Genomic DNA, 26742 nt, shown 5'->3' with positions numbered 1-26742 from the left:
CCGGACGGGGCCGCGGACGGTGATCCGGATGGTGGCGCGGACGGTGGCGCGGACGGCTTGTCGGGTGTGGTCATCGGTGTCCCCCTGAGGCCACGGGAAAGGAAAGGACGAGACAAGCGAACTTCCCGGTGGCCCCACAAGGCGTGATCAAGCCGTTCTGGCAGGCGGGGACGGCGAAGGGCCCGCGCCCCGGCGAACCGGGGGCGCGGGCCCTTCACACGAAAGGGGTACCGCCTGGCGCCTGGCGCCCAGCGCCTAGAGGAAGGAGTTGATCTCGATCGTCTCGGTGCGGCCCGGGCCCACGCCGATCGCGGAGATCGGGGCGCCGGACATCTCCTCCAGGGCCTTCACGTAGGCCTGGGCGTTCTTCGGGAGGTCGCCGAAGGTCTTGGCCTTGGTGATGTCCTCGGACCAGCCCGGGAGCATCTCGTAGATCGGCTTCGCGTGGTGGAAGTCGGTCTGCGAGTAGGGCAGCTCCTCGACGCGCTTGCCGTCGATCTCGTACGCGACGCAGACCGGGATCTGCTCCCAGCCGGTCAGCACGTCGAGCTTGGTGAGGAAGAAGTCGGTCAGGCCGTTGACGCGGGTCGCGTAGCGGGCGATGACCGCGTCGAACCAGCCGCAGCGGCGGTCACGGCCGGTGGTCACACCGCGCTCGCCGCCGATGCGGCGGAGGTCCTCGCCGTCCTGGTCGAACAGCTCGGTCGGGAACGGGCCGGCGCCGACACGGGTGGTGTACGCCTTGAGGATGCCGATGACCCGGCTGATCTTCGTCGGGCCGACGCCCGTACCGGTGCAGGCGCCGCCGGCGGTCGGGTTCGAGGAGGTGACGAAGGGGTACGTGCCGTGGTCGACGTCCAGGAGGGTGCCCTGGCCGCCCTCGAAGAGCACGACCTTGTCCTCGTCGAGCGCGTTGTTGAGGATCAGGGTGGTGTCGGCGACGAAGGGCTTGATCTGCTCCGCGTACTGGAGCATCTCCTCGACGATCTGCGCGGCGTCGATCGCGCGCCGGTTGTACAGCTTGGCGAGGAGCTGGTTCTTGCCCTCGAGCGCCGCCTCGACCTTCTGGGTGAGGATCGACTCGTCGTAGAGGTCCTGGACCCGGATGCCGACGCGGTTGATCTTGTCGGCGTAGGTCGGGCCGATGCCGCGGCCGGTGGTGCCGATCTTGCGCTTGCCGAGGAACCGTTCCGTCACCTTGTCGAGGGTGACGTTGTACGGCGTGATCAGGTGGGCGTTGCCGCTGATCAGCAGCTTCGAGGTGTCGACGCCGCGCTCGTTGAGTCCGCTCAGCTCGGAGAGCAGGACCGCCGGGTCGACGACGACGCCGTTTCCGATGACCGGGGTGCACCCCGGCGAGAGGATTCCGGAAGGGAGCAGGTGCAGCGCGTACTTCTGGTCGCCTACGACGACCGTGTGGCCGGCGTTGTTGCCGCCCTGGTAACGCACCACATAGTCAACGGACCCACCGAGCAGGTCGGTGGCCTTTCCCTTGCCCTCGTCACCCCACTGAGCACCGAGCAGCACAAGTGCGGGCACAGGCGTACACCCCTTCCGGGCGGGGCATGTCCAAGGTCAGGGGGCCGACGCCGCCTCACCGGTGTGCCCCGGAATAGACGAAGCCCCTGGCGCAATAGCGCAAGGGGCTCTTGCACAAAGAGACTACCCGAGGAAGGACCGAGGTGTCGGATCACGACCAGCTGCTGGTCATCATCGACCCGGTCGCCCGCCGAATGGACGGCGAGTCCGTGCGAATCGCGAAAGATGTGCTGTCCGCGGGTGCGGAGACGAAGATCTGTCTTCCGGAGGGTCCCGAGGAATTCGCCCGTGCCCTGGCCCGGCGTGGCGCCCGGCGCCCCGTCGTCCTCGGCGACGACCGCGCGCTGCTGCGCACGGTGACCCTGTTGCAGCGGGAGCGGGAGGCCGTCGGCGGGGCGTTCGCCGTCGTCCCGATCGGCGCCCCCGACCGCCTGCGGACGGCCCGCGCGCTCGGCGTGCCGACGGGCACGGTCGCCGCGGCCCGGGCGGTCCTGGACGGGGCGGTGCGCCGGCTCGACCTGCTGGTCGACGACAGCGACGGCGTGGTCCTCGACCGTCTCGACGTGCCCGCCTCCCGCGTCCTCGCCCCCGTGGCGCCCACCGTCTGGGACACCTGCCGCTCCCTGGTGCGCACCCTGGTCCGCCCGGACCCGACGGCGCTCGCGGACCGCGCGCACCGGCTGCGGGTGGAGGCGGACGGGGTGCTGCTCACGGACGTGGACGTGCCGGTGGAGGGCATGACGGTCCGCGCCCTCGGCGGCGCGGCGGCGCTCACCCTGATTCCCGCGGGCGCCCCACCCGTACGGGTCACCGCCCAGACCCTCACGGTGACCGGCCCCGACTTCCGCTACCGCGCCGACACGACGGTCTCCGGCCCGGTGCGACGGCGGACCTGGACGGTCCGGGCGGGAGTGTGGGGGCTGACGCTGCCGGTGAGCACCCTCTAGACGCCCGCCCGACCCTGGAACAGCCCCGGGCATCCCCTAGGCTCGGCGCGGGGCTTCGAGGGGGGATTTCTCGTGGGTGGGGAGAGCGGCACCGCCGCGTTCGACGTGCCGGCGTCGCCGGAGACGCGAGGGGCGCTGGGGCGCTATCAGGAGCGGGCGCGTGGTCTGGTGATCGGCGGGGTGTTCGCGCTCCTGGTGGCGGCCTGGCAGCTGACGCACCGGTGGGACACCGCCTGGGCGCCGGTCGTGGCGCCCGCGTTCCTGCTGCTCGGTCTGGCCGCCGGCGCCGTGGGGCTGCGCTCGCTGTCCCTCGCCCGCCGGATGGGCCGGGCCCTGGCGTGGGGGTCGTGGTCGGCGCACCCGGCCGTCCTCGTGCCGCTCGGACCGTTCACGACCGGTGCGGTCCTGACGGACCCCGTCTCGGGCGAGGCCCGGCCCCTGCTCGTCCGGGCGCTGCCGTGGCGCCGGCGGCTGGCGCGGCCGGGGACCGGCGGCGAGCTGTGGTGGTGCGGTGGCCCGGCCGGGGGCGGGGTGCTGACCGCGCAACGCGGCGGCGGGCTGCTCTGGGCGGAGTCCGTACGGGACGGGGGGACCCGGGACCGGTTGGCGGCTCGGGCGGGCGCCCCCGGGCGGGATGTCCCGGAGCCGCGGTCGACGGAACCCCGGACGACGGAGGCGGGTCCGCTCGGTCCGGTGCGGGCCCCGCGCCGCAAGGGGCGGTGGCGGTGGGTCGCCCTGGTGGGGGTGCTGGCTCTCGGCTTCGCGTTCCTGTGCGCGGAGTCGGCGAAGGAGGACCCGCGGGTCGACGTCACCGTCCTCGGCCGGGGGCCCGGCGACAGCTGCACGGTGGCCTGGACGGACCCGTCCGACGGCAGCCACAAGACGGGGCCGTTCCGGTGCGCTCCGGCCCCGAAGCCGGAGCCGGAGTGGAGCCTGTGGCCCGAGCCGCCCGAGGAGCGGCCGCAGACCGGTTACGTCGTCTCGTACGGGCCCTGGGAGGGCGAGCTGTACAACGCCGAGCGGGAGGGGACGAGCGCCTTCCGTGACGCCGAGGCCATCCGCGTCCTCGGCGTCGTCGCCCTCCTGGCCGGGCTCGCCGGCGGCGCGGCCGGCCTGCTGACGCGCCGGCGGCGCGCCGGGCGCGGCGCCGTGGAGGACTAGGAGGACTCCGCCCCGCCTTCCTTGCGGGCCCGCCAGCGGTCCATGATTCCGGCCATCTCGCCGTGGAGGAAGGCGAAGAAGTCGGCGGTCTCGGCGGTGCGGCGGCCGGCGGGCGTCTGCGGGCCGAGGGTGGCGGCGCCCTCGCGGAGCATCTTCTCCCAGCGGGTGAGGATCTGGTCGCGGCGGGTGAAGGTCTCGTACCAGAGCTCGTTGTGGAGCACATAGCGGTCCCGGCGGGTGCCGGGGTCGCGCTCGCGGCTGACCATGCTCACCTGACTGAGGTAGCTGATCGCGCCGGAGACCGCGGCCGGGCTGATCCGCAGCTGCTCGGCGAGTTCGGCCGAGGTCATGGAGCCGGTCTCGGAGGCGAGCAGGGCCGCGAAGACACGGCTCGCCATGCGCTGCATGCCCGCGGCGGTCATCTCGGCCGCGAAGCGTTCCACGAAGCGGGAGACGGCCTCATCGTCGCCCTTGCCGCTGCCGTTGCCGCCGTCCTCGTCGTTCGTCGTCATCTCACTCACCCCTCGACTTTATACGCTTCCTTAACTTCACAAATTTGTGAAACTAGCGTAGGTTCTGAAACATGACGAAGGCAATCAGCATCGCCGGGCTCCACAAGACGTTCGGCCGCACCCAGGCGCTGGACGGCCTCGACCTCGCCGTCGAGACCGGCGAGGTCCACGGCTTCCTCGGCCCCAACGGCGCCGGGAAGTCGACCACCATCCGGGTCCTCCTCGGCCTCCTCCGTGCCGACTCCGGCGCCGCGCGGCTGCTCGGCGGGGACCCGTGGGCCGACGCGGTCGCGCTGCACCGGCGGCTCGCCTACGTCCCCGGCGACGTCACCCTGTGGCGCAACCTCTCCGGCGGCGAGGTCATCGACCTCTACGGTCGCCTCCGCGGCGGCCTCGACAGGACCCGCAGGGCCGAGCTGATCGAGCGCTTCGAGCTCGACCCGACCAAGAAGGGCCGGACCTACTCCAAGGGCAACCGGCAGAAGGTGGCGCTCGTCGCCGCCTTCGCCTCCGACGTCGACCTGCTCGTCCTCGACGAGCCCACCAGCGGCCTCGACCCGCTGATGGAGGAGGTCTTCCAGGACTGCGTCGGCCAGGCCCGCGACCGCGGCACCACCGTGCTCCTGTCCAGCCACATCCTCAGCGAGGTCGAGACCCTCTGCGACCGGGTCAGCATCATCCGCAAGGGCCGCACGGTCGAGTCCGGCTCCCTCGCCGAGCTGCGCCACCTCACCCGTACCAGCGTCACCGCCGAGCTGGCCGGCCCGCCGAACGGCCTCGCCCACCTCCCCGGCGTCCACGACCTCGAACTCCGGGCGACCGAAGGGGGGCGGGGCCACCGGGTCCGGCTCCAGGTCGACACCGACAAGCTCGACGCCGTGCTCCGGTCGCTCACCGCGTCCGGCGTACGGAGCCTCACCTCCACCCCGCCCACCCTGGAGGAGCTCTTCCTCCGTCACTACGCCGAGGAAGTGGCCGCGTCATGAGCAGCGCCGGCCTCACCGCCACCGGAGCCCTCACCCGGCTCGCCCTGCGGCGCGACCGGCTGATGCTGCCGGTCTGGGCCCTGGTCACCGGCGGCATGGTCGCCAGTGGCGCCGGATCGCTCGAGGGCCTGTACGGCACCACCGCCCAGCGCGCCGAACTCGCCGCCTCCATGAACGCCAACAGCTCCATGCGCTCGCTCTACGGGCCCGTCTTCGACGACTCCCTCGGCGGGCTCGTCGCCTGGCGCTTCGGCACCTTCGCCGCCGTCCTCGCCGCTGTCATGAGCCTGATCATCGTGGTCCGGCACACCCGCGAGGAGGAGGAGACCGGCCGCCAGGAGATGCTGTCGGCCGCCGCGGTGGGCCGCCGGGCCCCGCTGACCGCCGCCCTCCTCACCGCGCTCACCGCCAACGCCGCCGTCGTCCTGATCGTCACCGCCGGGCTCGCCGGTCAGGGCGCGGCCGGGGCGCTCGCGCTCGGCCTCGCGATCGGCGGGACCGGCATGGTCTTCGCCACCCTGGCGGCGATCGTCGCCCAGCTCACCGAGAGCGCCCGGCTCGCCAAGGGCCTGACGGCGGGCGTCCTCGGCCTCGCGTTCGTCCTGCGGGCGGCGGGCGACTCCGGCGGCGCGGACGGCGGCTCACCGCTCACCTGGCTCTCCCCCGTCGGCTGGGCCGAGAACGTCCGCGCCTTCGCCGGCGAACGCTGGTGGGTGCTCCTGCTGCCCGCCGCCGCCGCACTGGTCCAGACGGCCCTGGCGTACCGCCTCACCGCGCGCCGCGACCTCGGCATGAGCTTCCTGCCGACCCGGCCCGGGCCCGCCACCGGCCGGCTCGCGACGGCGGGCGCGCTCGCCCTGCGGCTCCAGCGCGGCACGCTGCTCGGCTGGTCGGCCGGCTTCCTGCTCGGCGGCCTCGTCTTCGGCGGCATGGCCGAAGGCGCGGCCGACATCGTCGGCGACAACGAGCAGGCCCGGCGGATCTTCGAGCGGATGGGCGGCCAGAGCGCCCTCACCGACGCCTTCCTCGCCACCATGGTCGGCCTCTTCGGCATGGTCGCCGCCCTCTTCGCGGTCGGCTCCGTGCTGCGGCTGCACGGCGAGGAGACCTCCCAGCGGGCCGAACCGCTGCTCGCGGGGCCGGTCGGCCGGCTGCGCTGGGCGGCCGGGCACCTGGCGGTCGCGTTCGCCGGGCCGGTGCTGATCATGCTGCTCGCCGGGCTGGGCCTCTACGGCGGACACGGCGAGGACCTCGGCCCGCTCCTGGGCGCCTCCCTCGTCCAGCTCCCCGCGATCTGGACCCTGGCGGGCCTCGCGGTCCTCCTGTGGGGTGCCTTCCCGAAGGCCGCCGTGGCCGGCTGGGGGGTCGCGGGCACCTGTCTGGCCCTCGGCTGGATCGGCCCCGCGCTCGACCTGCCGCGGGCGGTGCTGAACCTCTCGCCCTTCGGCCACCTGCCCAGGCTCCCCGGCCAGGAGATGGCCTGGACCCCGGTCCTCGCCCTCACCGCCCTCGCAGCCGCCCTGGTCGCGGCCGGGCTTGCGGGGCTGCGCCGCCGGGACATGCCGAGCTGAACCGGGAGCCCAGGCCGAGGCCCGCGGCCCCGTCACACCTCCACCATCAGCGCCTCGAAGCCCCGGATCACATAGCCCGGCTTGCGGACCGGTTCCGCCGCGAGCCGCAGGTCCGGGGCCTGGCGCAGCAACTCGCCGAAGACTGCCGTCAGTTCGAGTCGGGCGAGCGGGGCGCCGAGGCAGTAGTGGACGCCGGCGCCGAAGGAGAGGTGGGGGTTGTCGGCGCGGGTGAGGTCGAGCCGGTCGGCGGTGGGGCCGAAGCGGGCGGGGTCGCGGTTGGCGGAGCCGAAGAGCAGGGCGACCTCGGAACCGCGCGGGATGACCTGGCCGCCGATCTCGATGTCGTCGAGGACCCAGCGTTCGAACATCTGGAGCGGGGTGTCGTGGCGCAGAAGTTCTTCCACAGCTGTGGACAACTTTTCGGGATCGGGGCGCACCTCGTGCCGCAGGAGCGTCCACCAGCCGTTGACGGTGGTGTTCACCGTCGCCTCGTGGCCGGCGTTCAGGAGCAGCACACAGGTGGAGATCATCTCCTGTTCCGTCAGCTCCTCGACGCCGATCAGCGCCGAGATCAGATCCGCTCCCGGGTCCCTGCGCCGCCGGACGATCAGCTCCCGCAGATAGTCGGAGAACTCGATCGAGGCACGCACCGCCCGGCGGGCCGTCTCCTCCGGGGGATTCAGCTCGAACATCCCGCAGATGTCCGCCGACCAGGGCCGCAGCCGCCCCCGCTCCTCCTCGTCCTCCGGGATCCCGAGCATCTCGGCGATCACCGCCACGGGCAGGGGCTCCGCGACGGCGGAGAGCAGATCGCCGCCGCCCGCCGCCACCAGCTCCCCCACCAGACCGGCGGCGAGCCGCCGTACCGTCGGCGCCAGCTCCTCCACCGTGCGCGGGGTGAACGCCTTCGACACCAGCCGCCGAATCCGGGTGTGGTCGGCGCCCTCCAGATCGAGCAGCCCGTGGTCGTTGAGCGTGTGGAAGGGCTCGTGGGCGGCCGGCGGGGCCTGACGGCCGAACTCCTCGTGGGTGAAGCGGTGGGTGTACGTACGGCCCAGGCGGCGGTCCCTGAGCAGCGCCGACACGTCCTCGTAGTGCGGGATCAGCCACTGGCGGGTCGGCGCGAACCAGTGCGCGCGGCCGGTGGCCCGCAGCCGCTCGTACGCGGGACAGGGGTCGGCGACGAACTCCGCGGACCAGGGGTCGAAAGCAGCGTCCATGGACGGACGCTACCCCCGCGGCCGGGCCGGTGACCGGGTCATCCGCCGACCCGCACCAGCCGCGCCTCGTACGCGAAGACCGCCGCCTGCGTCCGGTCGCGCAGGCCCAGCTTCACCAGGATCCGGCTCACATGCGTCTTGATGGTCGACTCGGCGACGACGAGGTGGTCGGCGATCTCCGCGTTGGACAGGCCCTGGGCGATCAGCACCAGCACCTCCGTCTCGCGCTCGGTCAGGTCGCCGATCCGCGCCAGCGCGGGCGGTCGCGGCGAGACGGCCGAGGACTTGGCGAACTCGGTGATGAGCCGCCGGGTGACGGTGGGGGCGAGCAGCGCCTCACCGGCCGCTACCACCCGGACGCCCTCCGCGAGCTGCCGGGCCGAGGCGTCCTTGAGGAGGAAGCCGGAGGCCCCGGCGCGCAGCGCCTGGTAGACGTACTCGTCCAGGTCGAAGGTGGTCAGCACCAGCACCTTCGCGTCGGCGTCGGCGGCGACGATCTCGCGGGTGGCGTCGATGCCGTTCAGCTCCGGCATGCGGATGTCCATCAGGACCACGTCGGGGCGGAGGGCGGCGACCTGGGCGACGGCCTCGCGGCCGTTGACCGCCTCGCCGACGACCTCGATGTCCGGCATGGCGCCGAGGAGCACGGAGAAGCCTTCGCGGACCATCATCTGGTCGTCGACGATCAGGACCCGGATCACGGCCGCGTCTCCTCTCGGACCTCGCCACGGGCCGCGTCATGGGCCTCGTCACGGACCTGCTCCCGGGCCACCGGGACGAAGACGGTGACCTCGTAGCCGCCGTCGGCGGTCGCCTCGGCGGTCATCTCGCCGCCCAGCATCGTGACCCGCTCGCGCATCCCGGTGAGGCCGTGCCCGGCGCCCGGCGAGGCCTTGACCAGACCGCGGGCCGGGCCGTTCGCGATGCGCAGGCCGAGGCCGCCGAGGACATGGCTGACCTCCACCTGCGCCGGGGCGCCGGGCGCGTGCCGCAGCACGTTCGACAGCGCCTCCTGGACGATCCGGTACGCCGACAGCTCCACGCCCTGCGGCAGCTCCCGCACCGAGCCCGTCACCGTGAGGCCGACCTCGAGACCGGCCTCCCGGACGTTCGCGATCAGGCCGTCCAGGTCGGCGAGCGTGGGCTGCGGCGCGTCGGGCGCCTCGTAGTCCTCGGCCCGTACGACCCCGAGGATGCGGCGCAGCTCGGTCAGCGCGGCCACCGCGTTCTCGCGGATGGTGGCGAAGGCCTGCTCCAGCTCCGGCGGCGGGTTCTCCACCCGGTAGGGGGCCGCCTCGGCCTGGATGGCGACCACCGACATGTGGTGGGCCACCACGTCGTGCAGCTCGCGGGCGATGGTGGTGCGCTCCTCGAGCTGGGTGCGCCGGGAGCGCTCGACGGCGGTCACCGACTGCTGGACGCTGACCTCGCGGGCGGCGTCGCGGCGGACCTGGCGGAAGGCGACGACCAGCAGGAACAGTGCGGAGAAGAACATCATCTGCGGCGCGTCCGTGCCGTAGCCGCCGAAGACGATGGTGGCGAAGAGGGCGTAGCAGCCCGTGACCAGCCACATCCAGCCGGCGGTACGGGGCCGGGTGCGGGCCGCGACGACGACCAGCACCACGAGGTGCGCGGCGAACGAGTTCGGCGGCCAGGGCCAGCCGTCGCCGTATCCGCCCGCGTACGCGAGGAAGGGCGTGGTGGCCAGCGAGGCCCAGAACGCGAGGACCGGGCGGACGAGGGTGAGCAGCACGACGACGGTCGGCACCGACGCGTACACCAGCACCAGGGGGGCGAACTGGCCGTGCACGGTCTCGTAGCCCATGAAGAAGACGATCAGCGCCAGGAAGGCGACGACGGCGTGCGGCAGCAGGCCGGCGTGCGCGCGTATCCGCTCCGGCAGGAAGCGGGTCGGGCCCTTCTCCACGTCCATGCGTGGTAGCGGGCGGTAGGCGAAGGCGTCGTCGAAGAGGTCCGCGCGCAGACCGCCGAGCGCCTTCAGCGTCAGGCGGAGCTCGGGGCTGCGGCTCGATCCGGTGGTCTGGGTCTCGGTCACGCATGCCACCGTACGGGGAGCGGAGGACGGGGGCGTCCGGCTGGATGCGGATCCTTCCCCGTCCCCCCTGAGGACTACGCGCCCCCCGCCGGACCACGCGCCCGTCGGCCTCGGCGGCCCGCTCGCCGGTCAGGCCCGGAAGGCGTCCGCGTGCTCGGCGGCCCACTGGGCGAAGGTCCGCGCCGGGCGGCCGGTGACCCGTTCGACGGTGTCGCTGACCGTACGGCCGACCTCGGGGGTGTCCCCGTACGCCCCCAGCAGGAACCCGATGACCTCGTCGGGCAGGCCGGCCGACCGCCACTGCGCCTCGGCCTGCTCCTGGGACAGCTCGACGAGCCGGATCGTCCTGCCGCTCGCGGCGGCCAGGGTGTCGACCTTGTCCCGCAGGGTGAGCACCTCGGGCCCGGTGACGACGTACGACCGGCCCGCGTGGCCGGCCTCGGTGAGGGCGACGGCGGCGACCGCGCCGATGTCGCCCTCGTGCACCATCGCGCTGAGCCGGTCGGTGAACGGCTCGCGGACCTCGCCGTCGGCGAGGACGCCCGGCGCCCACTCCAGGGCGTTGGACATGAACTCGACGGGCATGACCACCGTCCAGTCCAGGCCCTCGCTCTCCCGCACGGCCCGCTCCAGCGGGGTGTCCTCGCCGCCGTGCAGCACGGTCACCCGGCGCACACCGGCCTTCCGCGCCAGTTCGACGATCCGGGGCCCGGTCTCCAGCGGGCTGAAGGCGGCCCCGCCGAAGGTGATGAGGTGCAGGCCGGTGACGCCGTCGAGGGCGCCGGTGAGCGCGTCGGGGTCGGTGAGGTCGCCGACCGCGATCTCCACCTCGGCGGGGAGCACGGCGCGGGCCCGGTCCGCGTCCCGGGTGAGGGCGCGGACCGCGTGGCCGCGGGCGAGGAGCTCGGCGACGACCTGGCGGCCGACCGTTCCGGTGGCGCCGCTGACGAGGATCTTCGTGGTGTCTGTCATGTGGTCGACGTTAGGAGGGATCGCGGTCAGCCTCTGTCCTCGATTCCCGTCCCCGCGGGCGGATTTCGTCCGCGTCCTCAGAAGGCCAGTTGGGCGATCTCCTCGGCGACCACCGCGCAGGCGTCGGCCGCCGGGTCGATCAGCGGGAAGTGGCCGACGTCCTCCAGGAGCGTCAGGCCGACCGTCTCGCCCGCCTTGGCCGCCGCCTCCACATAGGCGTCCGCGACGGCGGCCGGGACGTCGACGTCCTCGCGGCCCTGGACGACGGTCGTGGCGATGCCCGTGGGGAGGAGGAGGGACGGGTCGGCGAGGGCGGAGCGCGCCGCGAACTGGTCGGCGCCGCCGAGCAGTTGGGTCACGGCGCCGCCGCACACGTCCAGCTCCACGGCCCGGTCGAAGTGGGCGATCGGGGCCAGTGCCACGACGCCCCGCAGCGCCGGCGCCTGGGGCAGGCGCCACGGCGAGCCGGCGGGCAGGACGTGGCGGGCGGCGGCCCACAGGGCGAGGTGGCCGCCGGCGGAGTGGCCGGTGAGGACGATCCGGCGCGGGTCGGCCTGCGGAAGGTGCTCCGCGGCGAGGCCGGCCACGGCGTCCAGCGCCGCCGCCACGTCGTCGAAGGTCTCGGGCCAGCGGCCGGCGACCGGGCCCGTCCCGCCCTGGCGGGGGATGTCACCGCCGCGCCGGTACTCGACGTTCGCCACGGCGAAGCCGCGCCGGGCCAGGAAGTCCACGAAAGGGGTCAGATGCTGCCGGTCGTACGGCGCCCGCCACGCTCCGCCGTGCAGGGCGACGACCAGCGGCGCGGACGGACGGCCGTCGCGCGGGGCGTAGAAGTCGACGACCTGGTCGGGGTGCGCGCCGTAGGCGGCGGAGGCGTCCGGGGCGACGGCCGGGTGCGAGAAGGCCGACGCTTCTTCGGCGGCGTCGCGCGCGGCGGGGTCCGGCATGCTGCTTCCAACCTCCTCGAACGGGGCCGACTTTGACGAACTCATCGGCCTGACCTGCGGGGACCGTACCAGGAGTACGGCACCCGCAGATCACGCGATCAGGAGATGATCCGACCTATGCCGGAGGGATGTCCCGCAGCACCTCGCCCAGCACCCGCGCCGCCCGCTCCGCGTCCGCGAAACCGACGTACAGCGGGGTGAAGCCGAACCGCAGGACGTCCGGACGGCGCAGGTCGCCCACCACCCTGCGCCGGATCAGCTCGGCCATCACCGCGGGCGCCTCGTCGCAGCGCAGGGCGACCTGGCTGCCGCGTTCCCCGTGCGCCTCGGGGGTCACGGAGACCACCCGGCCCTCGGGGGCGTAGGCCCGTACGCACTCCAGGAAGAAGTCGGTGAGGGCGAGGGACTTGGCCCGCACGTCCTCGATCCGGACCCCGTCCCAGACGTCGAGCGCCGCCTCCAGGGCCAGCATCGACAGGATGTCGGGCGTGCCGACCCGGCCCCGGAGCGCGCCCTCGGCGGCCCGGTAGCCCGGGGTCATGCCGAACGGGTCGGCGTGCGAGTTCCAGCCGGGCAGCGGCGAGTCGAAGCGGCCCTGGTGGTGCTCGGCGACGTACAGGTACGCGGGCGCGCCGGGGCCGCCGTTGAGGTACTTGTACGTGCAGCCGACGGCCAGGTCGACGCCGTGCTCGTCCAGGCCGACCGGCAGGGCGCCGGCGCTGTGGCACAGGTCCCAGACGGCCAGCGCGCCGGCCGCGTGGAGGGCGGCCGTGAGGCCGGGCAGGTCCTGGAGCCGGCCGGTGCGGTAGTCGACGTGGTTGACGAGGGCGAGGGCGGTGCGGCCGCTCACCGCGCCGGGTATCTCGGCCGGGTCGAGCGGCACGATCCGGTGACCCGTCATGCGGGCCGCCGACTGGGCGATGTACCCGTCCGTGGGAAAGGTCGTCGCGTCGACGAGGATCTCGTCCCGTCCCTCGCCCGCGAGGCGGGTGCCCGCGACGACCGCCTTGAAGACGTTGACGCTGGTCGAGTCGCCGACCACAATCCGCCCCGGGGCGGCGCCGACGAGGGGCGCGATCCGGTCGCCGATCCGCTCGGGCGCGGTCCACCAGCCGGACTCGTCCCAGGAGCGGATGCGCAGCTCGCCCCACTCGCGGGCGATGACGTCGGCCATGCGGGCGGGGACGTGGGCGGGCAGCGCGCCGAGCGAGTTGCCGTCGAGGTACGTCGTGTCGTCGAGGGCGAACTTCTCGCGGTGCTTGCCCAGTTCGTCGGCCGCGTCGAGCCGTGCGGCCCGCTCCATGAGGCCGTCGGTGACGCGGGAGGTGTCAGACATGGCTGCGCGCCGTCCACAGCTCGGGGAACACGTTCTTCTGGGCCCGCTTCTCCAGCCAGGCCACGCCCGCCGAGCCGCCGGTGCCGGTCTTGGCGCCCATGGCGCGCCGGGTGGCCACCAGGTGGTCGTTGCGCCAGCGCCAGACCAGCTCGGCGACGTCGCTCAACGCCTCGCCAAGGCGGACGAGTTCGCCGTTCTGGTCGGGGTCGGCGTAGATCCCGGCCCAGATCCGCTCGACCTCGGCGTTCGGCTCGTAGCGCAGCGCCAGGTCACGGCCGAGGACCTCGGCGGGCACCGGCAGGCCGCGCCGGGCGAGCAGGCGCAGCGTCTCGTCGTAGAGGCTGGGCTCCTGGAGCGCCTTCTCCAGCTCGGCGTGGACGCGGGGCGCGCCGCGGTGCGGCACCAGCATGGACGCCGCCTTCTCGCCGAGCAGGAACTCCATGCGCCGGTACATCGCCGACTGGAAGCCCGAGCCCTCGCCGAGCGCGCCGCGGTAGGCGTTGAACTGGGCCGGGGTGAGCTGGGCGAGCGGCCGCCAGGAGTGGTTCAGGGCCTCCAGCTCGCGCACGGACCGCTTGAGCGCGTCCATGGCGACGGGCACGTCGTCGCGGCGCAGGGCGTGGCTCGCCGTCTCCCACTCGTGGACGATCACCGTGAACCACAGTTCCATGACCTGGGTGGTGACCAGGAAGACCATCTCGCCCGGGTCGTCCGAGCGCAGGTGCTGGAGGTGGGTGAGGACGTCCGCCTGGACATAGTCCTCGTACGGCGTGGTGCCCGCGAAGTCGAGGTTCGGCGCGTCGACCGCACCGGCTCCGGAGGCATCGGGGAAGGCTGACATTTCTGTCTCCTCGATACGTACTTCCGGGTAGCGGTCCGCTCCTTCCGTGTGACGACGGAGCCCCGGTCCCCTCGGGAGGCGGGCGTCGTCGCGCGCACTCCCACGCGCATCATGACACGATCGGCCCGGTGATGTAGATCCCGTCTTCGTCATACGGATACGCGTTCGAACGGCAGCCGTGCAGGCCCTTGATCTGCTGCATCATCACGGGTGCGAGCCTGCCGGGCCCCGGGCAGCCCATGTGCTGCCGGATGCCGATCTCGTGCCCGACCTCGTGGTTGATGATCAGGTGCCGGTATTCGGCGGCCGGGCCCGCGAAGGTCGGCGAGCCGAGCAGCCAGCGCTTGAGGTTCACCACGACGCCGGAGGTGGTCTCGCAGTTCAGCTCGCCGCGGGTGTTCATGCCGTTGGCGGCGCACAGCCGGTCCGCGGTGTCCGGGGTGGCGATCCGGATGACGAAGTCGGCGTTCTCGGTGACCAGCTGGAACCGGCCGCGGCCGTGCGCGGCCCAGCCGCGCGGATGGGCGAGGATCCGCTGGATCTCCTCGGCGGCCTCGCCGGCGGAGACGTCGATGCCGTCCTCGACCTGCACGCGGTAGCGGCGCAGCGAGCCGCCGGTGCCCACGGCGTCGCCGGTGGCACGGGCCGTGGTGAAGGTGCCGGCGCCCGCCCTGGGCACATCGGTCTTCTTCGGCGTGGGCTTCGGGGTCGGCGTGGGCTTGGGCGTCGGGGTGGGAGTGGGCCTCGGTGACGGCGGGGGCGCCGTGGTGGTCTGCGTGCTCGGCCCGGCGGCCGGCGGACCGGGCGCGGGAGCGGCGACGTCGGCCCGGCCGTTGTAGTGGGCGAGCGCGGCCCCGCCGCCGAGCGACACCAGCGCGAGGGCGAGCACGGGAAGGACCAGCCGTCTCTTCGACCGCCGTGCGCTCCGCTGTCTCCCTCTCCGGCGACTCCCCGTCGCGGCCCGCTTCCCCAAGACAGTTCCCCCCTGCGTGCGGTCCGAAGGATCGTACCGGCCGTTTCGAACACGCTCGAACGCCGCGAGGAGGTTCTGTCCGGAATGCCCCCACCCCGAGGACGGGGCGGGGGCATTCCGTGAAGGGTGCCCGGAGGGCTCGAGCGCGTCAGCCCAGCGTGTCCGCCGCCGTCTGCGACGAGTCCCGCAGGAAGGTCGAGCAGCGCTCGTGCTCGTCCTTCTCGCCGATCTCACCGGCCGCACGGGCCAGCGCGTGCAGGGCGCGCAGGAAGCCGCGGTTCGGCTCGTGCTCCCACGGCACCGGGCCGTGGCCCTTCCAGCCGTTGCGGCGCAGGGCGTCGAGGCCCCGGTGGTAGCCGGTACGGGCGTAGGCGTACGACTCGATCACGCGACCGCCCTCGTACGCGTCGTCGGCGAGCTGCGCCCAGGCGAGCGAGGAGGTCGGGTACTTCGCCGCGACGTCGGCCGGCGCGGTCCCGGCGGCCAGGAGCTCACGCGGCTCCGGGTCGTCCGGCAGGTGGGTGGGGGGCGGTCCCCCCAGCAGGTTCTCGTGGATGGCCATGCGCCCCAGTCTGCCTCAGCCCGCGCCGCCCTGGCCGCCGGGCGGGCCGGGCCGCTCCTGGGACGCCCCGGGCGGGCCCTTCTCCCCCGCACGGCCCGGGTCGAGTGGCGGGGCCGTCACCCCGCAGTGCACCCGGCACTCCGGGTGGCAGCCGGGCCGGGCCGGGACGCGCAGGGTGAACCAGGCGAGCACCGCGCCCGCCACCAGGACCCCGGCGCAGATCGGCATGGCCCGCCGGAAGGTGGCACCGAACTCGGCCGCCGAGCGGTACGCCTCCGGGCCCATGCCCGCGAGCAGCGGCAGCGCCGCGACCGCGACCAGGCCCGCCGCCCGCGCCGCCGCGTTGTTGATGCCGCTCGCCAGGCCCGCCCGGGAGACGTCCACGGAGCCGAGCACGGTCGCGGTCAGCGGCGCCACCAGCGTGGTCATGCCCAGACCGAGGACGAGCAGGGCGGGCAGCACGTCCGCCACGTACGAGGGGGCCTCCCCCGCCCGCAGCATCAGCAGCATGCCCGCCGCGCACAGCAGCGACCCCACCGTGAGCGGCAGCCGCGGCCCGGTCCGCTCGCCCAGCTCGCCGGACTTCGCGGACAGCAGCAGCATCAGGACCGTCGTCGGCAGCAGCGCCGTGCCGGCGCCCAGCGCCGAATAGCCGGACACCACCTGGAGCTGGAGGGCCGCCAGGAAGAAGAAGCCGCCGAACGCCGCGTACACGCACAGCGTCACCAGGTTCACCGCGGTGAACAGCCGGGACCGGAAGATCGAGGCCGGCACCATCGCGTCCTCGCCGCGCCGCCGCTCCACGGCCACGAACCAGGCGCCGACCACCGTCCCGGCCACGCCCGCCCACCACGCCTCGCCGATCAGCGCGTAGGTCACCAGCGCCAGCGCCGAGGCACCGAGGACCGCGCCGAGCACGTCGAACCGGCCGTGCGCCGTCTCGTCCCGCGACTCGGGCACGTGCCGGACCGCCACCGGCACGCAGACCAGGGCGAGCGGCACGTTCAGCAGGAAGACCCACCGCCAGCCGGGACCGTCCACCAGCCAGCCGCCGACGAACGGCCCGACCGCCGCCCCCACCCCGCCGAACCCGGACCACAGACCGACCGCCCGCGCCCGGTCGTCCTCGTGGAAGCTCGCCTGGATGAGCGCCAGCGAGCCGGGCGTGAGCAGCGCCCCGCCGACGCCCTGGAGGGCGCGGGCGGCGATCAGCACGCCCGCGTTCGGGGCGAGCCCGCACAGCAGCGAGGCGGCCGCGAACCACACGGTGCCGATCACGAAGACCCGCCGCCGCCCGTACCGGTCGCCGAGCGCCCCGCCGAGCAGGATCAGGCCCGCGAGGGTGAGCATGTAGGCGTTGACGGTCCACTGCAGGGCGGCCAGATCGGCGCCCAGGTCCTCGCCGATGTGCGGCAGCGCGACATTGACGACGGTGGAGTCGAGCAGCGCCATCCCCGAGCCGAGGACGGTCGTGAACACGATCCACCGCCCGGTTCCCGAGGCGAGCCGGATGTCCATGCCTGCATGGTCCCGCGCGCGAGAGGGCCCCGCCCGCCGGAACGGCGGACGGGGCCCTCGGGTCGGAGCGGTGATCAGCGCGTGAAGTTGAAGTGCTTCCACGGGCCGTAGACCGTGGCGTTCACGTTGTCACCGGAGGCGCCGTCGATGTACGCCGAGCGGACGCGGAAGCGGTATCCGGCCGCGCCGTCGCCGTCGAGCGACACGTACGACTTGCCGTACCGGTCGAGCCCGAAGAAGTCGGACGCGACCGGGTGCCAGGCGCCCGCGTACCAGAACTGCAGGTCGAGCCTGGTGTGCCGGCCCGGGTAGGCGTTGTGCCAGGTGGTGATCTGCGGGTCGGCGGTCTGGCGGAAGGTCTGGTACCAGGTGTTGCCGATCTTGGTCCACTTGTAGTGGCGCTGCAGCGAGGTGGAGACACCGGCCTTGGTGTACACGCCGGACTTGGCCCCGGCGACGTCGCTGCGCGAGTCACCCGCGAAGACCGCGGTGACGGTGGTGTCGCGGTTCATCCACATCGACGCCGACAGCTTGCCGACCGAGTTGACCGTGCCGCGCTTGAGCAGCCGCTTCGGCTCCGGCCCCCACGGGTCGGCCCAGATCTCCACCGTCCGGTTCTTGTACGTCGGGCCGAGCGTGGCCGTGTACGTGACGGTGGTGCCGTAGTTGACGAGCGTGCCGTTGCGGTCGAGCGTCAGGGCGGTCCGGTTGCGGGACACCTTGACGACACCGGTGCCGGCGGCGGCCGTGTGCTCCGCGTCGCCCGCGTACGCGACCTTGTACGTGACGGTGCCGCCGGCCTGCGGGACGTCGGTGAACGAGAACGCCCCGTTCGCCCCGAGGGTGACGGGCGCGAGCGCCTTGCCCTGCGGCGACTCCAGGTCGTAGCGGGTCACGGAGACCTGCGCGCCGGCGGGCAGCGCGACCGACGACGTGACGGTGCCGGTGACGGTGAGCGCCTTGGCGCGGACCGCGGTGGCGGGCGCCTTGACGGTGACGACCGGCGCGGAGAGCGCGGGACCGTCGTAGACGCGCAGCGTGCGCACGCCCGGGTAGTTCTCCGAGACGGCGAACAGCTTGCTCTTGTCCGGCGCCCAGGCCAGGGCGCTGTTCGAGAGGGTGTCCCCGCCGGTCGTGCCGCCCGTGTTCGGGAAGTCGTACTGGCGGACCGCCTTGGTGTCGCCCTGACGGTAGATGTGCAGGTCCGGGCCGTACCAGGAGCTCGTGCCCGCGGCCACCGTGCCGTCGGCGGCGATGTCCACCGCCCGGCCGGAGTCGTTGCTCGGGTAGCGCAGGGCCAGGGAGAGGTCCTGCGTCGAGAACACCGGGTGGTCGTGCGGGGAGCCGCTCGCCGTCACGACGTGCTTGCCGTCGGGCGTCACGTCGAGCTCGTCCAGGTAGCTCATGATCTCGCTGCCACCGCCACCGGTGGCTCCCCGCTTGGCAGTACCGGTCGACACGTCGTACACGGCGAGGGTCACCGGGCTGACGCCAGCGGACCCCACGACGAGGACGTTGGGCGCGGCCGGGTTGGAGCCCAGTCGGGACGAGGTGAAGCTCATGCCGTCGCCCTGGGCGAGCGTGACGACCGGCTCGGCGCCGCTCAGGTCGAGCGAGCCGATGTCGCCGTGGTAGCCGAACCAGATCTTGCCACCGGCGATGGCCAGGTCGGCCGGCTTCTCCGCCTCGCCGAGGTCGTAGGCGACGAACTCGGACGGCGTCTGGGTGTTCACCGCGACGATCGTGCCGTTGCCCGCCACGGCCGCGTAGACGCGCGACGAGTCGGCCGAGATCTCCAGGCCCTCGACGCCGGGCAGGCCGGGAACGGTCGCCAGGACCGTGCCGGCGTAGTCCGTGACGACCAGCTGACCACCGACCGGGTCGCTGATGAAGACCTTCTGGTGGACGCCGTCCACCACGATGTCGCCCGTGGACGACACCGGCAGCACCTTCGCGGTGTCGGCGGACGCCGTGCCCGCCGTGCCCGCGACCAGTGCCACGGAGCTGAAGAGGACCGCGAAAGCCGTCGCGGTCGAGAGAGTGCGCTTGCGCACGATGATGTGACCCCCCACATGATCCTTCGCACCCCGAGAGCGGGGCACGGTGAGCGCAGCCTAGATCACGCCTCTGACGGCGCGCCTCCCGGTATCCGTTCACGCGTCAAGTTCAGGAAAGTCGATAAATCAGCCAGGTCGTCGCTTCATGTCCGCAGCCGCGCCGCCGCCCGCCCCAGCGCGTCGACGCCCCGCTCGGCCTTGGCCCGGGGGCAGCCGAGGTTGAGCCGGACGAAGCCCGGGGTGCCGTAGACGCCGCCCGGCATGATCGCGACCCGCTCGGTCGTCACCAGCTCCTCCTGGAGCGCGGACTCCTCGACGCCCAGCGGGCAGGTCGATCCAGGCGAGGTAGCCGGCCTGCGGCGGGGTCCGGTCGTCCTCCGGCAGGCCGTCGGCGAGCCGTTCGCGGACCAGCTCCATGGTTCCGGCGACATACGCCCGGAGCGCGTCCAGCCAGGGCGCGCCGTGCCGGTAGGCGGCGATGTGGGCGGTGAGGGACAGCACGGCCGGGGGGGGCCAGGCCCTCGCCGGTCTCCATGCGGCGGACGAAGGCGGCGCGCTCGTCGGGGTCGCCGAGGAAGCCGTACGAGCCGGAGAGCGCGGGAAAGTTGTAGCCGAACACCCCGTGGTCGACCCGCGCGCGCAGGGCGTCGAGGACGGCCGGCGGGGAGGCGAAGTCCATGTCGGAGATGGTGAAGGGCAGCAGGTCGGGGACGCCGAAGCGGTCGGACAGGCCTTACCCTTCCCCTACCTTCGGTGGGGAGACCCCAAGCACCGACCAGGTCCCGCGCCGGTCCGTCTCGCGGTCGAAGTCGAAGTCGAAATCGACGTCGAAGCCGAGGGATTCCACGTCCGGCACCACGCCTCACTTCCGGATACGACGACGGGCCCGGCACCACCTTCGTGGCGCCGGACCCGTTCGCACAAGCGGGCGGCTACTTCAGCTTGGTGCCGGCCGAGCGCAGCGCGACACACGCCTCGGCGACCCGCTGGGCCATGCCGGCCTCGGCGAGCTTGCCCCAGGTGCGCGGGTCGTAGGTGGACTTCTTGCCGACCTCGCCGTCGACCTTCAGGACACCGTCGTAGTTCTTGAACATGTGGTCCGCCACCGGACGCGTGAAGGCGTACTGGGTGTCGGTGTCGAGGTTCATCTTCACCACGCCGTTCTCCAGGGCGGTGGCGATCTCCTCGGCGGTGGAGCCGGAGCCGCCGTGGAAGACGAAGTCGAACGGGGAGGCCTTGCCGAACTTCTCCGAGACGCCCGCCTGGAGGTCCTTGAGCAGCTCGGGGCGGAGCACGACGTTGCCCGGCTTGTAGACGCCGTGGACGTTGCCGAAGGACGCGGCCAGCAGGTAGCGACCCTTCTCGCCCAGGCCCAGGGCCTCGGCGGTGCGGATGGCGTCGTCGACGGAGGTGTAGAGCTCGTCGTTGATCTCGTGGCTGACGCCGTCCTCCTCGCCACCGGTCGGGGTGATCTCGACCTCGAGGATGATCTTGGCGGCCGCGGCCTTGGCGAGCAGCTCCTGGCCGATGGCCAGGTTGTCGGCGAGGGTCTCGGCGGAGCCGTCCCACATGTGCGACTGGAAGAGCGGGTTCACGCCGCGGGACACGCGCTCGGCGGAGATCTCCAGCAGCGGGCGGACATAGCCGTCCAGCTTGTCCTTCGGGCAGTGGTCGGTGTGCAGCGCCACCGTGATGTCGTACTTCGCGGCGACGATGTGCGCGAACTCGGCCAGGGCGACGGCGCCCGTGACCATGTCCTTGTTGTGCTGGCCGCCCAGGAACTCGGCACCACCGGTCGAGATCTGGATGATGCCGTCGCTCTCGGCCTCCGCGAAACCGCGCAGGGCCGCGTGGAGCGTCTGGGACGAGGTGACGTTGATGGCCGGGTAGGCGAACTTGCCTGCCTTCGCCCGGTCGAGCATCTCGTTGTAGACCTCGGGGGTTGCGATGGGCATTCGTCCGCTCCTTGTGATGTGCGGGGGTGTGCGTTGCTTGTCCCTGACCATGGGGGCGACGTCATCGTCGCCCCCATCCTTCCAGACTCTTCCCCGGGGTCCCACAGGCAGGACGCGGCGAGGGGTGGAGTGTTTCACGTGAAACACTCCACCCCTCGGCAAAACAGCAGGTCGGACAAGGTTCGGGCCCGCTCGGGGGCCCAGGTCACGACTTCGTGGCGGCTACGCCAGTCCGAGATCCGACAGCTCGTAACCGGTGAGGTACGGAAGGCCCGCCTCCGCGATGGCACCGGCGGCGCCGCGGTCCACGATCGTGGCCACCGCGACGACCTCGCCGCCGGCCTCGCGCACGGCCTCGACGGCGGTCAGCGGCGAGCCGCCGGTGGTCGAGGTGTCCTCGACCACCAGGCAGCGACGGCCCTTGACGTCCGTTCCCTCGATCCGGCGCTGCATGCCGTGGGCCTTCTGCGCCTTGCGGACGACGAAGGCGTCGAGGCGCTGCCCGCGCGCGGCGGAGGCGTGCAGCATCGACGTGGCGACCGGGTCGGCGCCCAGGGTGAGGCCGCCCACGCAGTCGAAGTCCAGGTCGGCGGTGAGGTCCAGCATCACCTGGCCCACCATCGGCGCGGCCTCGCCGTCCAGCGTGATCCGGCGCAGGTCGATGTAGTAGTCGGCCTCACGACCCGACGAGAGGGTCACCTTGCCGTGCACCACGGCCTTGTCCTTGATCTGCTGGAGCAGCTCAGCGCGTACGTCAGTCATGCGCACGAGCTTAAAGCCGCCCGCTCAGAGCCGCCGCCAGGTCCAGGTCGTCTCGACCTCCAGCGGGTCGATCGCGGTGACCAGGCGCGGAAGGGTGTTGAGGCCGTTCGGAGGCCCGGACTGCGGCTCGACGCAGACGGCGTCCTCCGGCTCGTCGTAGATCACGACCCACTCGGCCCGGCTGGTGAGCCGCAGTTCCAGCTCGCCCGGCCAGGTGAGCGTGACGTCCACGCCGCCCGGCATGCCGAAGCAGTCGTCCCAGGGCCGGGGCGTCGGATCGATCCGGCGCCCGGTGGGCAGGTGGTTATCGCCGCGCTCCTCCTGCCAGGCGGGGCTGAAGTCGATCTCCACCTCCGCGCCGCCGAGGCTGCGGCGGAACCACGGGTGCCAGCCGGCCTGCGCCGGGAAGGAGGCCCCGGCCGTCTCGACGCCGAGCCGGAGGGTGAGCGCGTCCTCGGTGAGCTCGAAGACCTGAGTGACCGTGCCCTCGTACGGCCAGGGGTCGGTGAGCTCGGTGGTGAAGGCGGCCGTCGTCCCGGTGACCTCGGCGGTCTTCCAGGCCACGTCCCGGACGGTGCCGTGCAGGGCGTGCGGAGCGGCGTTCTCGCTGACGGGCAGCCGGTGGACGGTGGCGCCGTCGCGGAAGCGTCCGTTCTCGGTCCGGCCGGCCCAGGGGGCCATCACGAAGGACCCGTAGCGCGCTCCCTGGAGGAGCAGTTCGGTACCACCGATGCGGAGGCTGTCGATGCGGCAGCCGCGCTCCGGGTCGATGGTCAACTCGGCATCACCGGCCGTCAGTCGCGTCAGATTGCTCACGCCTCGACCTTAGGGGATCTCGGCCTCGGGGGGCCGTGCCGATGCCGTGGCGGGCCGTCAGCGACGGCGGCGCAGGGCGCGCCCGACGACGACGGCGGAGGCGATCGCGAGCGCGGCGGCGGGGGCGATCCAGCGCAGGGTGGCCGTGGCGCTGGAGGTCTCGGCGGCGGGGACGGGCGCGTAGCGGCCGCGCGGCGGGGCGTGGTCGACCTCCTCCGCGCTCCGGCCGATCATGGTCCGCCGGGCGTGCGCGGCCTCGGCGGGCGGGCCGCCGCGCCGGAGACCCGCGTCGTCCTCGTCCTCGCCCGCGCCGAGGGGCCCGCCGACCGACCCGTCCACCGGTCCGTCGAGGGGTGCGTCCAGCGGGCCGTCGAGCGGCTCGGCGGCCGCGTCGAAGGACTCGTCGGCGAGCGGGTCCAGGGACGGCGGCGGGACCGGGGTGTCGAAGACCGAGGGACGGCCGGGTTCGTCCACCCCGTCGTCGACCCCGTCGTCGTCGCTCGCGGCCTCCGTCTCCGCCTCCGCCTCGCGCGCCTCGGCCGCCATCTCGGCCTCCACGTCCGCGACCGCGACCAGGGCCTCCGCGAACCGGTCGAGCAGCCGGGCTCCCGCGGCGGCCCGCGCCTCGGTGTCGGTCTCCGCCAGTCGGCCGGTGGCCGCCACCTCTCCGGTGAAGCCGAGCGTGGTGCCCTCGGCCACCGGGGTGAGCGCGACGGTGAGCGTGAGCGCGGCCGTGCCCTTGCCGCGGACCTCGGTGCCCTCGCCCTCGACGGCGAAGCGCCCGTCCTTCTCGGCGATCCGCAGCGACCCGCGGTAGGTGATGGTGTGGCCGCCGACCCGGACCTTCAGCCGGCCCGTCGGCGGACCGTCCCCGAGGCCCTTCGGGGCGGGTGCGCCCGCCTCGTCGACGTCCTGCTGGAACCCGGGGACGCAGCGCGCGACCCGGGCCGGGTCGGTCAGTGTGGCGCGCAGGACCTCGGCCGGGACCGGAACGAACACCTCATGCTCCATGGGAGTCGAGCCTACTCAGCCGGGGCCCGCCCGTCGCGTGTTCGAGCACTCAGTACCGCGGGTGCACCAGTGTCGAGGGCGGCAGCCCGGCGGACCCGCCCGTGCGGGTGCGCTCGACGCGGGTCCCGGCCGCGGTCAGGGCGGCGGGGGTGAGCGAGCGCAGCCGGGGGGCCCGCGGCGCCAGGCCGAGGGCGGGCGGCCGGTCACCGGGGGCGGCGAGCAGGAAGCCCCACTCCCCCGCCGCCCGGTCCATGCCGGCCGAGGCACGGGCGGCCCGGTCGGGTCCGCCGGCGAAGCCGGAGCCTTCCCCTCGGGCTCCCCCCGGGGTGGATCCCCCGCCGGCTCCGTACGGGCGGGTGGCGAAGCCCGCCGCGCGCAGGGTCGCGTCCACCGTCCAGTACGTACGGGGCCGGGCGGCGGCGGATCCGGCGTGGACCACGAGCCGGCCGCCGTCGGCGAGGACACCGGCCGTGAGCCCGTAGAACTCCGCCGAGTAGAGCTTGGCGCTGGCGGTGATGCCAGGGTCGGGGAGGTCGGAGATCACCACGTCGTACCGTTCCCGCTCGGGCAGGGAGCCGCGCAGCCGGCGGAAGGCGTCCCCGTGGACGACCCTCACCCTGGGGTCCCGGAAGGCGTGCGCGTTGAGCGCGGCCAGGTCGGGGTCGGTGCGGGCGAGCCGGACGACGCCGGGGTCGAGCTCGACGACGGTGACCGCGCGGACGTCCGGATAGCGCAGCACCTCGCGGGCGGCGAGGCCGTCGCCGCCGCCGAGGATCAGGACGCGGGCGTGCCGGCCGTTCATCGCCGGGTGCACCAGGGCCTCGTGGTACCGGTGCTCGTCATGGCCGCCGACCCGCAGCCGGCCGTTCAGGAACAGGTAGGGCGGGCCGCCCCGCTCGCCGGTGACCACCACCTCCTGGAGCCCGGTCTGGACGGCGACCCGGATGCTGTCCCCGTACACCGCCCGCCGCGCGGCCCGCTCGAAGTCGTCGACGAGCACGGTCGCGGTGGCGAGCACGGCGAGCACCACGAGGTTCGCGCCGATCAGCAGCGCCCGCGAACGGGCCGACAGGTCGTGCCGGAACAGCCACAGGACGAGACCGCCGCCCGCCACCGCGTTGACCGCGCCGGTGACGAGCGCGCCGGTGAGCTGCCCGAGCCACGGCAGGAGCAGGAACGGGAAGGCGAGTCCGCCGACCAGCGCGCCCACGTAGTCGGCGGCGAACAGGTCGGCGACCGTCCCGGCCGCGTCCTGCTGCTCCGGCCGGTCCCGCCGGTCCGACCCGTCCTGCCCGTCCTGCCCGGCATGCCCGTCCTGCCCGGCATGCCCATCAGACTGATCCCCCCGCTCCCGCCGCTCGTGCCCGGCCCGCTGGATGAGCGACATCAGGAGCGGGATCTCCGCCCCGATCAGCACGCCGATGGCCAGCGAGAACGCCACCAGGACGTACCGCGACTCGCCCAGCCAGGCGAAGGCCGCGTACAGCACCATCGCCGAGCAGCCGCCGATCAGCGCCAGGCCGCACTCGACCAGACCGAAGCCGACCGCGGCTCGGCAGCGCAGCCGCTTGGCCAGCAGCGAGCCGACGCCCATCGCGAAGACCATGACGGACAGCACGACAGACGCCTGGGTGACCGAGTCGCCGATCAAGTAGGAGGCGAGGGCGACCAGTTCGAGCTCGTAGACCAGACCGCAGGCGGCGCAGACGAAGACCACCGCAAGGACCGGATACCGCACCGCACCCGGCCGCGCCGGCAGCCGCGCCGCCCGCTCGGTCGGCAGGGGCATGGGCACGGGCGGGTCGGTCATGCCGTAACGCTACGTCACACACGTATCGCGCCCTGTCGCCCGAACGAGTGCACCTGAGGCATGTGTGCGTCCGGCGGCGGCCGGAGGGTCAGAGCGTCGCGGGCATCCGCGCGCCGATCCGGGTCCGGGTCACCACCAACTGCCCTTCCTGCGGGTACGCGTGCCAGGTGCGCCAGCGCACCTGCCCCTCGTGGCACTGCGCCAGCATCGCCGTGAAGGCGTGCGGCGAACCGGGGAACGTCCCCGCGAGCCCGTGGGGATGGTCGGCGACGAGGGCGAGGAGCTCCTGGGCGCGGCCCGCGAACGAGCCCTGCGTCAGGGTCTCGACGCGCGCCGCGAATTCGTACTCCCACTCGCCCACCCGCTTGGACACGCCCAGCGGCAGCGGGGTGCTGCTGCCGGGCATGCAGGCGACGGTCTCCGAGCAACTGCGGTCCTCCTCCTCCAGGAGCACCTGGTGGGAGGCCCCGAGCAGCCGCAACTGCAGCTTTGCTCCGGCGAGTTCGAGGTCGAGCACGGCGAGCGCGGGCAGCGGGTCGCGCCCCAGCGCCCAGGCCAGATCGGCCGCGCGCGTATCGGTGTAGGTGGTTTTCAGGGTCGTGAGCATGGGTCGGCTCCGCAAACACGGTTTGACGGGTGGGCCGGGGCGTCCCGGTGAAGGGTTTCGACCGGGAGTGGGGATCGCCGGCTCGGTTCCACACACGGTCCGAGGGCTGGATGTTCTCGACAGCGAGGGAACCATGAACCGTGGGCAGCTCGCTCTGTTTTTACCCAACTTGACGTGGTTTCCATCCCCTCGGGGGCTCTTGGGTTCAACTGTTCAGTAAGAAACGCTCGCGTGGTGCCCACCATCGCCAACGGAAAGGTGCCCGGCGGGCGTTGCGCCACCCGCCGGGCCACCCCACCGCCTCCGCGGGGCTCGCTCAGTCCCCGCCGCCACCTCCGCCGCCGCAGCCCCCGCCGCCACCTCCGCACGAGGACGACCCGCAGCCGCTGCCGCCGCTGTCGCCGCCGCCCGACCATCCGCCCCGCCGGTTCCGCCGGCGGGACCCGCCGCCCGACACCGCCGCCGTGAAGCCGATCACCACGATCGCGAATGCCACGATCAGAAACGCTTCCATGGATTCCCCCGTGAGTTCGTCCGCGTACGTCCCGTACGCCGGTTCTCGTCGTGCGAGGGGGATTCCCGC

Annotated in this window: 23 protein-coding genes and 1 pseudogene; 4 read left to right on the top strand and 20 right to left on the bottom strand. The window is 73.4% G+C overall.

From position 1 onward, the window contains the following. Nucleotides 1-255 precede the first annotated feature (255 nt). Entirely contained in the window at nucleotides 256-1539 is a 1284-nt protein-coding gene (locus tag ACFY7C_RS27375) for an adenylosuccinate synthase (protein WP_345487077.1), read from the bottom strand. Between the two features lie 194 nt (nucleotides 1540-1733). Between ACFY7C_RS27375 and ACFY7C_RS27370 the strand changes: the two genes are divergently transcribed. Together ACFY7C_RS27370 and ACFY7C_RS27365 are read left to right on the top strand one after the other, a co-directional pair. Continuing rightward, entirely contained in the window at nucleotides 1734-2486 is a 753-nt protein-coding gene (locus ACFY7C_RS27370) for a diacylglycerol kinase (RefSeq protein WP_389655677.1), read from the top strand. Between the two features lie 72 nt (nucleotides 2487-2558). Further along, entirely contained in the window at nucleotides 2559-3647 is a 1089-nt protein-coding gene (locus ACFY7C_RS27365; protein ID WP_389655259.1) for a hypothetical protein, read from the top strand. Here ACFY7C_RS27365 and ACFY7C_RS27360 read toward each other — a convergent pair. Next, on the bottom strand, nucleotides 3644-4159 hold the full coding sequence (locus ACFY7C_RS27360) for a GbsR/MarR family transcriptional regulator (protein WP_389655676.1): 516 nt from the start codon (nucleotides 4157-4159) through the stop codon (nucleotides 3644-3646). The genes ACFY7C_RS27365 and ACFY7C_RS27360 overlap by 4 nt on opposite strands. 71 nt (nucleotides 4160-4230) lie before the next feature. Between ACFY7C_RS27360 and ACFY7C_RS27355 the strand changes: the two genes are divergently transcribed. Continuing rightward, entirely contained in the window at nucleotides 4231-5145 is a 915-nt protein-coding gene (locus ACFY7C_RS27355) for an ATP-binding cassette domain-containing protein (protein ID WP_389655257.1), read from the top strand. Then, a complete protein-coding gene (locus ACFY7C_RS27350; RefSeq protein WP_389655255.1) occupies nucleotides 5142-6716 on the top strand; it encodes an ABC transporter permease in 1575 nt (524 codons plus the stop codon). The genes ACFY7C_RS27355 and ACFY7C_RS27350 overlap by 4 nt, the downstream gene beginning before the upstream one ends. Before the next feature lie 32 nt (nucleotides 6717-6748). Here ACFY7C_RS27350 and ACFY7C_RS27345 read toward each other — a convergent pair whose 3' ends face one another. From ACFY7C_RS27345 to ACFY7C_RS27260, 18 genes and pseudogenes are all read right to left on the bottom strand, one after another. Further along, nucleotides 6749-7936 (bottom strand): cytochrome P450, encoded by a 1188-nt coding sequence (locus ACFY7C_RS27345; protein ID WP_389655253.1) that lies wholly within the window; start codon nucleotides 7934-7936, stop codon nucleotides 6749-6751. A 38-nt stretch (nucleotides 7937-7974) separates the two neighbouring features. After that, nucleotides 7975-8637 carry a response regulator gene (locus ACFY7C_RS27340; RefSeq protein WP_389655251.1) on the bottom strand — a complete coding sequence of 221 codons (663 nt, stop codon included), beginning with the start codon at nucleotides 8635-8637 and terminating at the stop codon, nucleotides 7975-7977. Beyond that, complete coding sequence (locus ACFY7C_RS27335) at nucleotides 8634-10001, bottom strand: sensor histidine kinase (protein WP_389655249.1); 1368 nt, start codon at nucleotides 9999-10001, stop codon at nucleotides 8634-8636. Before ACFY7C_RS27335 ends, ACFY7C_RS27340 begins: the two co-directional genes overlap by 4 nt. A gap of 120 nt (nucleotides 10002-10121) precedes the next feature. Then, nucleotides 10122-10964 carry an NAD(P)H-binding protein gene (locus ACFY7C_RS27330; protein ID WP_389655247.1) on the bottom strand — a complete coding sequence of 281 codons (843 nt, stop codon included), beginning with the start codon at nucleotides 10962-10964 and terminating at the stop codon, nucleotides 10122-10124. Nucleotides 10965-11041: 77 nt separating this feature from the next. Next, entirely contained in the window at nucleotides 11042-11911 is an 870-nt protein-coding gene (locus ACFY7C_RS27325; protein WP_389655245.1) for an alpha/beta hydrolase family protein, read from the bottom strand. A 115-nt stretch (nucleotides 11912-12026) separates the two neighbouring features. Beyond that, nucleotides 12027-13247 (bottom strand): kynureninase, encoded by a 1221-nt coding sequence (gene kynU, locus ACFY7C_RS27320; protein ID WP_389655243.1) that lies wholly within the window; start codon nucleotides 13245-13247, stop codon nucleotides 12027-12029. After that, entirely contained in the window at nucleotides 13240-14088 is an 849-nt protein-coding gene (locus tag ACFY7C_RS27315; protein ID WP_389655241.1) for a tryptophan 2,3-dioxygenase family protein, read from the bottom strand. Before ACFY7C_RS27315 ends, kynU begins: the two co-directional genes overlap by 8 nt. Nucleotides 14089-14197: 109 nt before the next feature. Further along, nucleotides 14198-15061: a DUF3152 domain-containing protein gene (locus tag ACFY7C_RS27310; protein ID WP_389655239.1), complete on the bottom strand. Its 864-nt coding sequence runs from the start codon at nucleotides 15059-15061 to the stop codon at nucleotides 14198-14200. Nucleotides 15062-15209: 148 nt separating this feature from the next. After that, the gene (locus tag ACFY7C_RS27305; RefSeq protein WP_389655237.1) at nucleotides 15210-15623 is read right to left on the bottom strand and encodes a DUF3151 domain-containing protein; all 414 of its coding nucleotides are present in this window, start codon (nucleotides 15621-15623) and stop codon (nucleotides 15210-15212) included. Nucleotides 15624-15638: 15 nt separating this feature from the next. Further along, entirely contained in the window at nucleotides 15639-17141 is a 1503-nt protein-coding gene (locus ACFY7C_RS27300; RefSeq protein ID WP_389655235.1) for an MFS transporter, read from the bottom strand. 74 nt (nucleotides 17142-17215) lie between these two features. Next, entirely contained in the window at nucleotides 17216-19195 is a 1980-nt protein-coding gene (locus tag ACFY7C_RS27295; protein WP_389655233.1) for a YncE family protein, read from the bottom strand. A gap of 146 nt (nucleotides 19196-19341) precedes the next feature. After that, nucleotides 19342-19811 (bottom strand): annotated as a pseudogene (locus tag ACFY7C_RS27290) (aminotransferase class I/II-fold pyridoxal phosphate-dependent enzyme); the annotation flags it as partial. 319 nt (nucleotides 19812-20130) lie between these two features. Beyond that, entirely contained in the window at nucleotides 20131-21153 is a 1023-nt protein-coding gene (fbaA, locus tag ACFY7C_RS27285) for a class II fructose-bisphosphate aldolase (protein WP_389655231.1), read from the bottom strand. A 222-nt stretch (nucleotides 21154-21375) separates the two neighbouring features. After that, nucleotides 21376-21915: an orotate phosphoribosyltransferase gene (gene pyrE / locus ACFY7C_RS27280; RefSeq protein WP_345487061.1), complete on the bottom strand. Its 540-nt coding sequence runs from the start codon at nucleotides 21913-21915 to the stop codon at nucleotides 21376-21378. Nucleotides 21916-21939: 24 nt separating this feature from the next. Continuing rightward, a complete protein-coding gene (locus tag ACFY7C_RS27275) occupies nucleotides 21940-22731 on the bottom strand; it encodes an aldose 1-epimerase (protein ID WP_389655229.1) in 792 nt (263 codons plus the stop codon). Between the two features lie 57 nt (nucleotides 22732-22788). Beyond that, nucleotides 22789-23742 carry an SRPBCC family protein gene (locus ACFY7C_RS27270; protein ID WP_389655227.1) on the bottom strand — a complete coding sequence of 318 codons (954 nt, stop codon included), beginning with the start codon at nucleotides 23740-23742 and terminating at the stop codon, nucleotides 22789-22791. A 49-nt stretch (nucleotides 23743-23791) separates the two neighbouring features. Further along, nucleotides 23792-25531 carry a spermidine synthase gene (locus tag ACFY7C_RS27265; protein WP_389655675.1) on the bottom strand — a complete coding sequence of 580 codons (1740 nt, stop codon included), beginning with the start codon at nucleotides 25529-25531 and terminating at the stop codon, nucleotides 23792-23794. 109 nt (nucleotides 25532-25640) lie between these two features. Next, nucleotides 25641-26159: a DUF2617 family protein gene (locus tag ACFY7C_RS27260; protein WP_389655225.1), complete on the bottom strand. Its 519-nt coding sequence runs from the start codon at nucleotides 26157-26159 to the stop codon at nucleotides 25641-25643. Between the last annotated feature and the right edge of the window lie 583 nt (nucleotides 26160-26742).

Origin of the sequence: Streptomyces sp. NPDC012769 (genome assembly GCF_042901205.1) — a bacterium.
Classification (GTDB): Bacteria; Actinomycetota; Actinomycetes; order Streptomycetales; family Streptomycetaceae; genus Streptomyces.
Note: the sequence above shows the minus strand (reverse complement) of the source record. Positions and strands in the feature narration are given on the sequence as shown.

Coding starts and splice junctions, on each gene's coding strand:
- ACFY7C_RS27300 (WP_389655235.1), bottom strand. CDS start 17,141: ATGGACATCCGGCTCGCCTCGGGAACCGGGCGGTGGATCGTGTTCACG.
- fbaA (WP_389655231.1), bottom strand. CDS start 21,153: ATGCCCATCGCAACCCCCGAGGTCTACAACGAGATGCTCGACCGGGCG.
- ACFY7C_RS27350 (WP_389655255.1), top strand. CDS start 5,142: ATGAGCAGCGCCGGCCTCACCGCCACCGGAGCCCTCACCCGGCTCGCC.
- ACFY7C_RS27360 (WP_389655676.1), bottom strand. CDS start 4,159: ATGACGACGAACGACGAGGACGGCGGCAACGGCAGCGGCAAGGGCGAC.
- ACFY7C_RS27260 (WP_389655225.1), bottom strand. CDS start 26,159: ATGCTCACGACCCTGAAAACCACCTACACCGATACGCGCGCGGCCGAT.
- ACFY7C_RS27305 (WP_389655237.1), bottom strand. CDS start 15,623: ATGGCCATCCACGAGAACCTGCTGGGGGGACCGCCCCCCACCCACCTG.
- ACFY7C_RS27265 (WP_389655675.1), bottom strand. CDS start 25,531: ATGCCCCTGCCGACCGAGCGGGCGGCGCGGCTGCCGGCGCGGCCGGGT.
- ACFY7C_RS27270 (WP_389655227.1), bottom strand. CDS start 23,742: ATGGAGCATGAGGTGTTCGTTCCGGTCCCGGCCGAGGTCCTGCGCGCC.
- ACFY7C_RS27370 (WP_389655677.1), top strand. CDS start 1,734: ATGGACGGCGAGTCCGTGCGAATCGCGAAAGATGTGCTGTCCGCGGGT.
- ACFY7C_RS27325 (WP_389655245.1), bottom strand. CDS start 11,911: ATGCCGGACCCCGCCGCGCGCGACGCCGCCGAAGAAGCGTCGGCCTTC.
- ACFY7C_RS27315 (WP_389655241.1), bottom strand. CDS start 14,088: ATGTCAGCCTTCCCCGATGCCTCCGGAGCCGGTGCGGTCGACGCGCCG.
- ACFY7C_RS27345 (WP_389655253.1), bottom strand. CDS start 7,936: ATGGACGCTGCTTTCGACCCCTGGTCCGCGGAGTTCGTCGCCGACCCC.
- pyrE (WP_345487061.1), bottom strand. CDS start 21,915: ATGACTGACGTACGCGCTGAGCTGCTCCAGCAGATCAAGGACAAGGCC.
- ACFY7C_RS27330 (WP_389655247.1), bottom strand. CDS start 10,964: ATGACAGACACCACGAAGATCCTCGTCAGCGGCGCCACCGGAACGGTC.
- ACFY7C_RS27355 (WP_389655257.1), top strand. CDS start 4,231: ATGACGAAGGCAATCAGCATCGCCGGGCTCCACAAGACGTTCGGCCGC.
- kynU (WP_389655243.1), bottom strand. CDS start 13,247: ATGTCTGACACCTCCCGCGTCACCGACGGCCTCATGGAGCGGGCCGCA.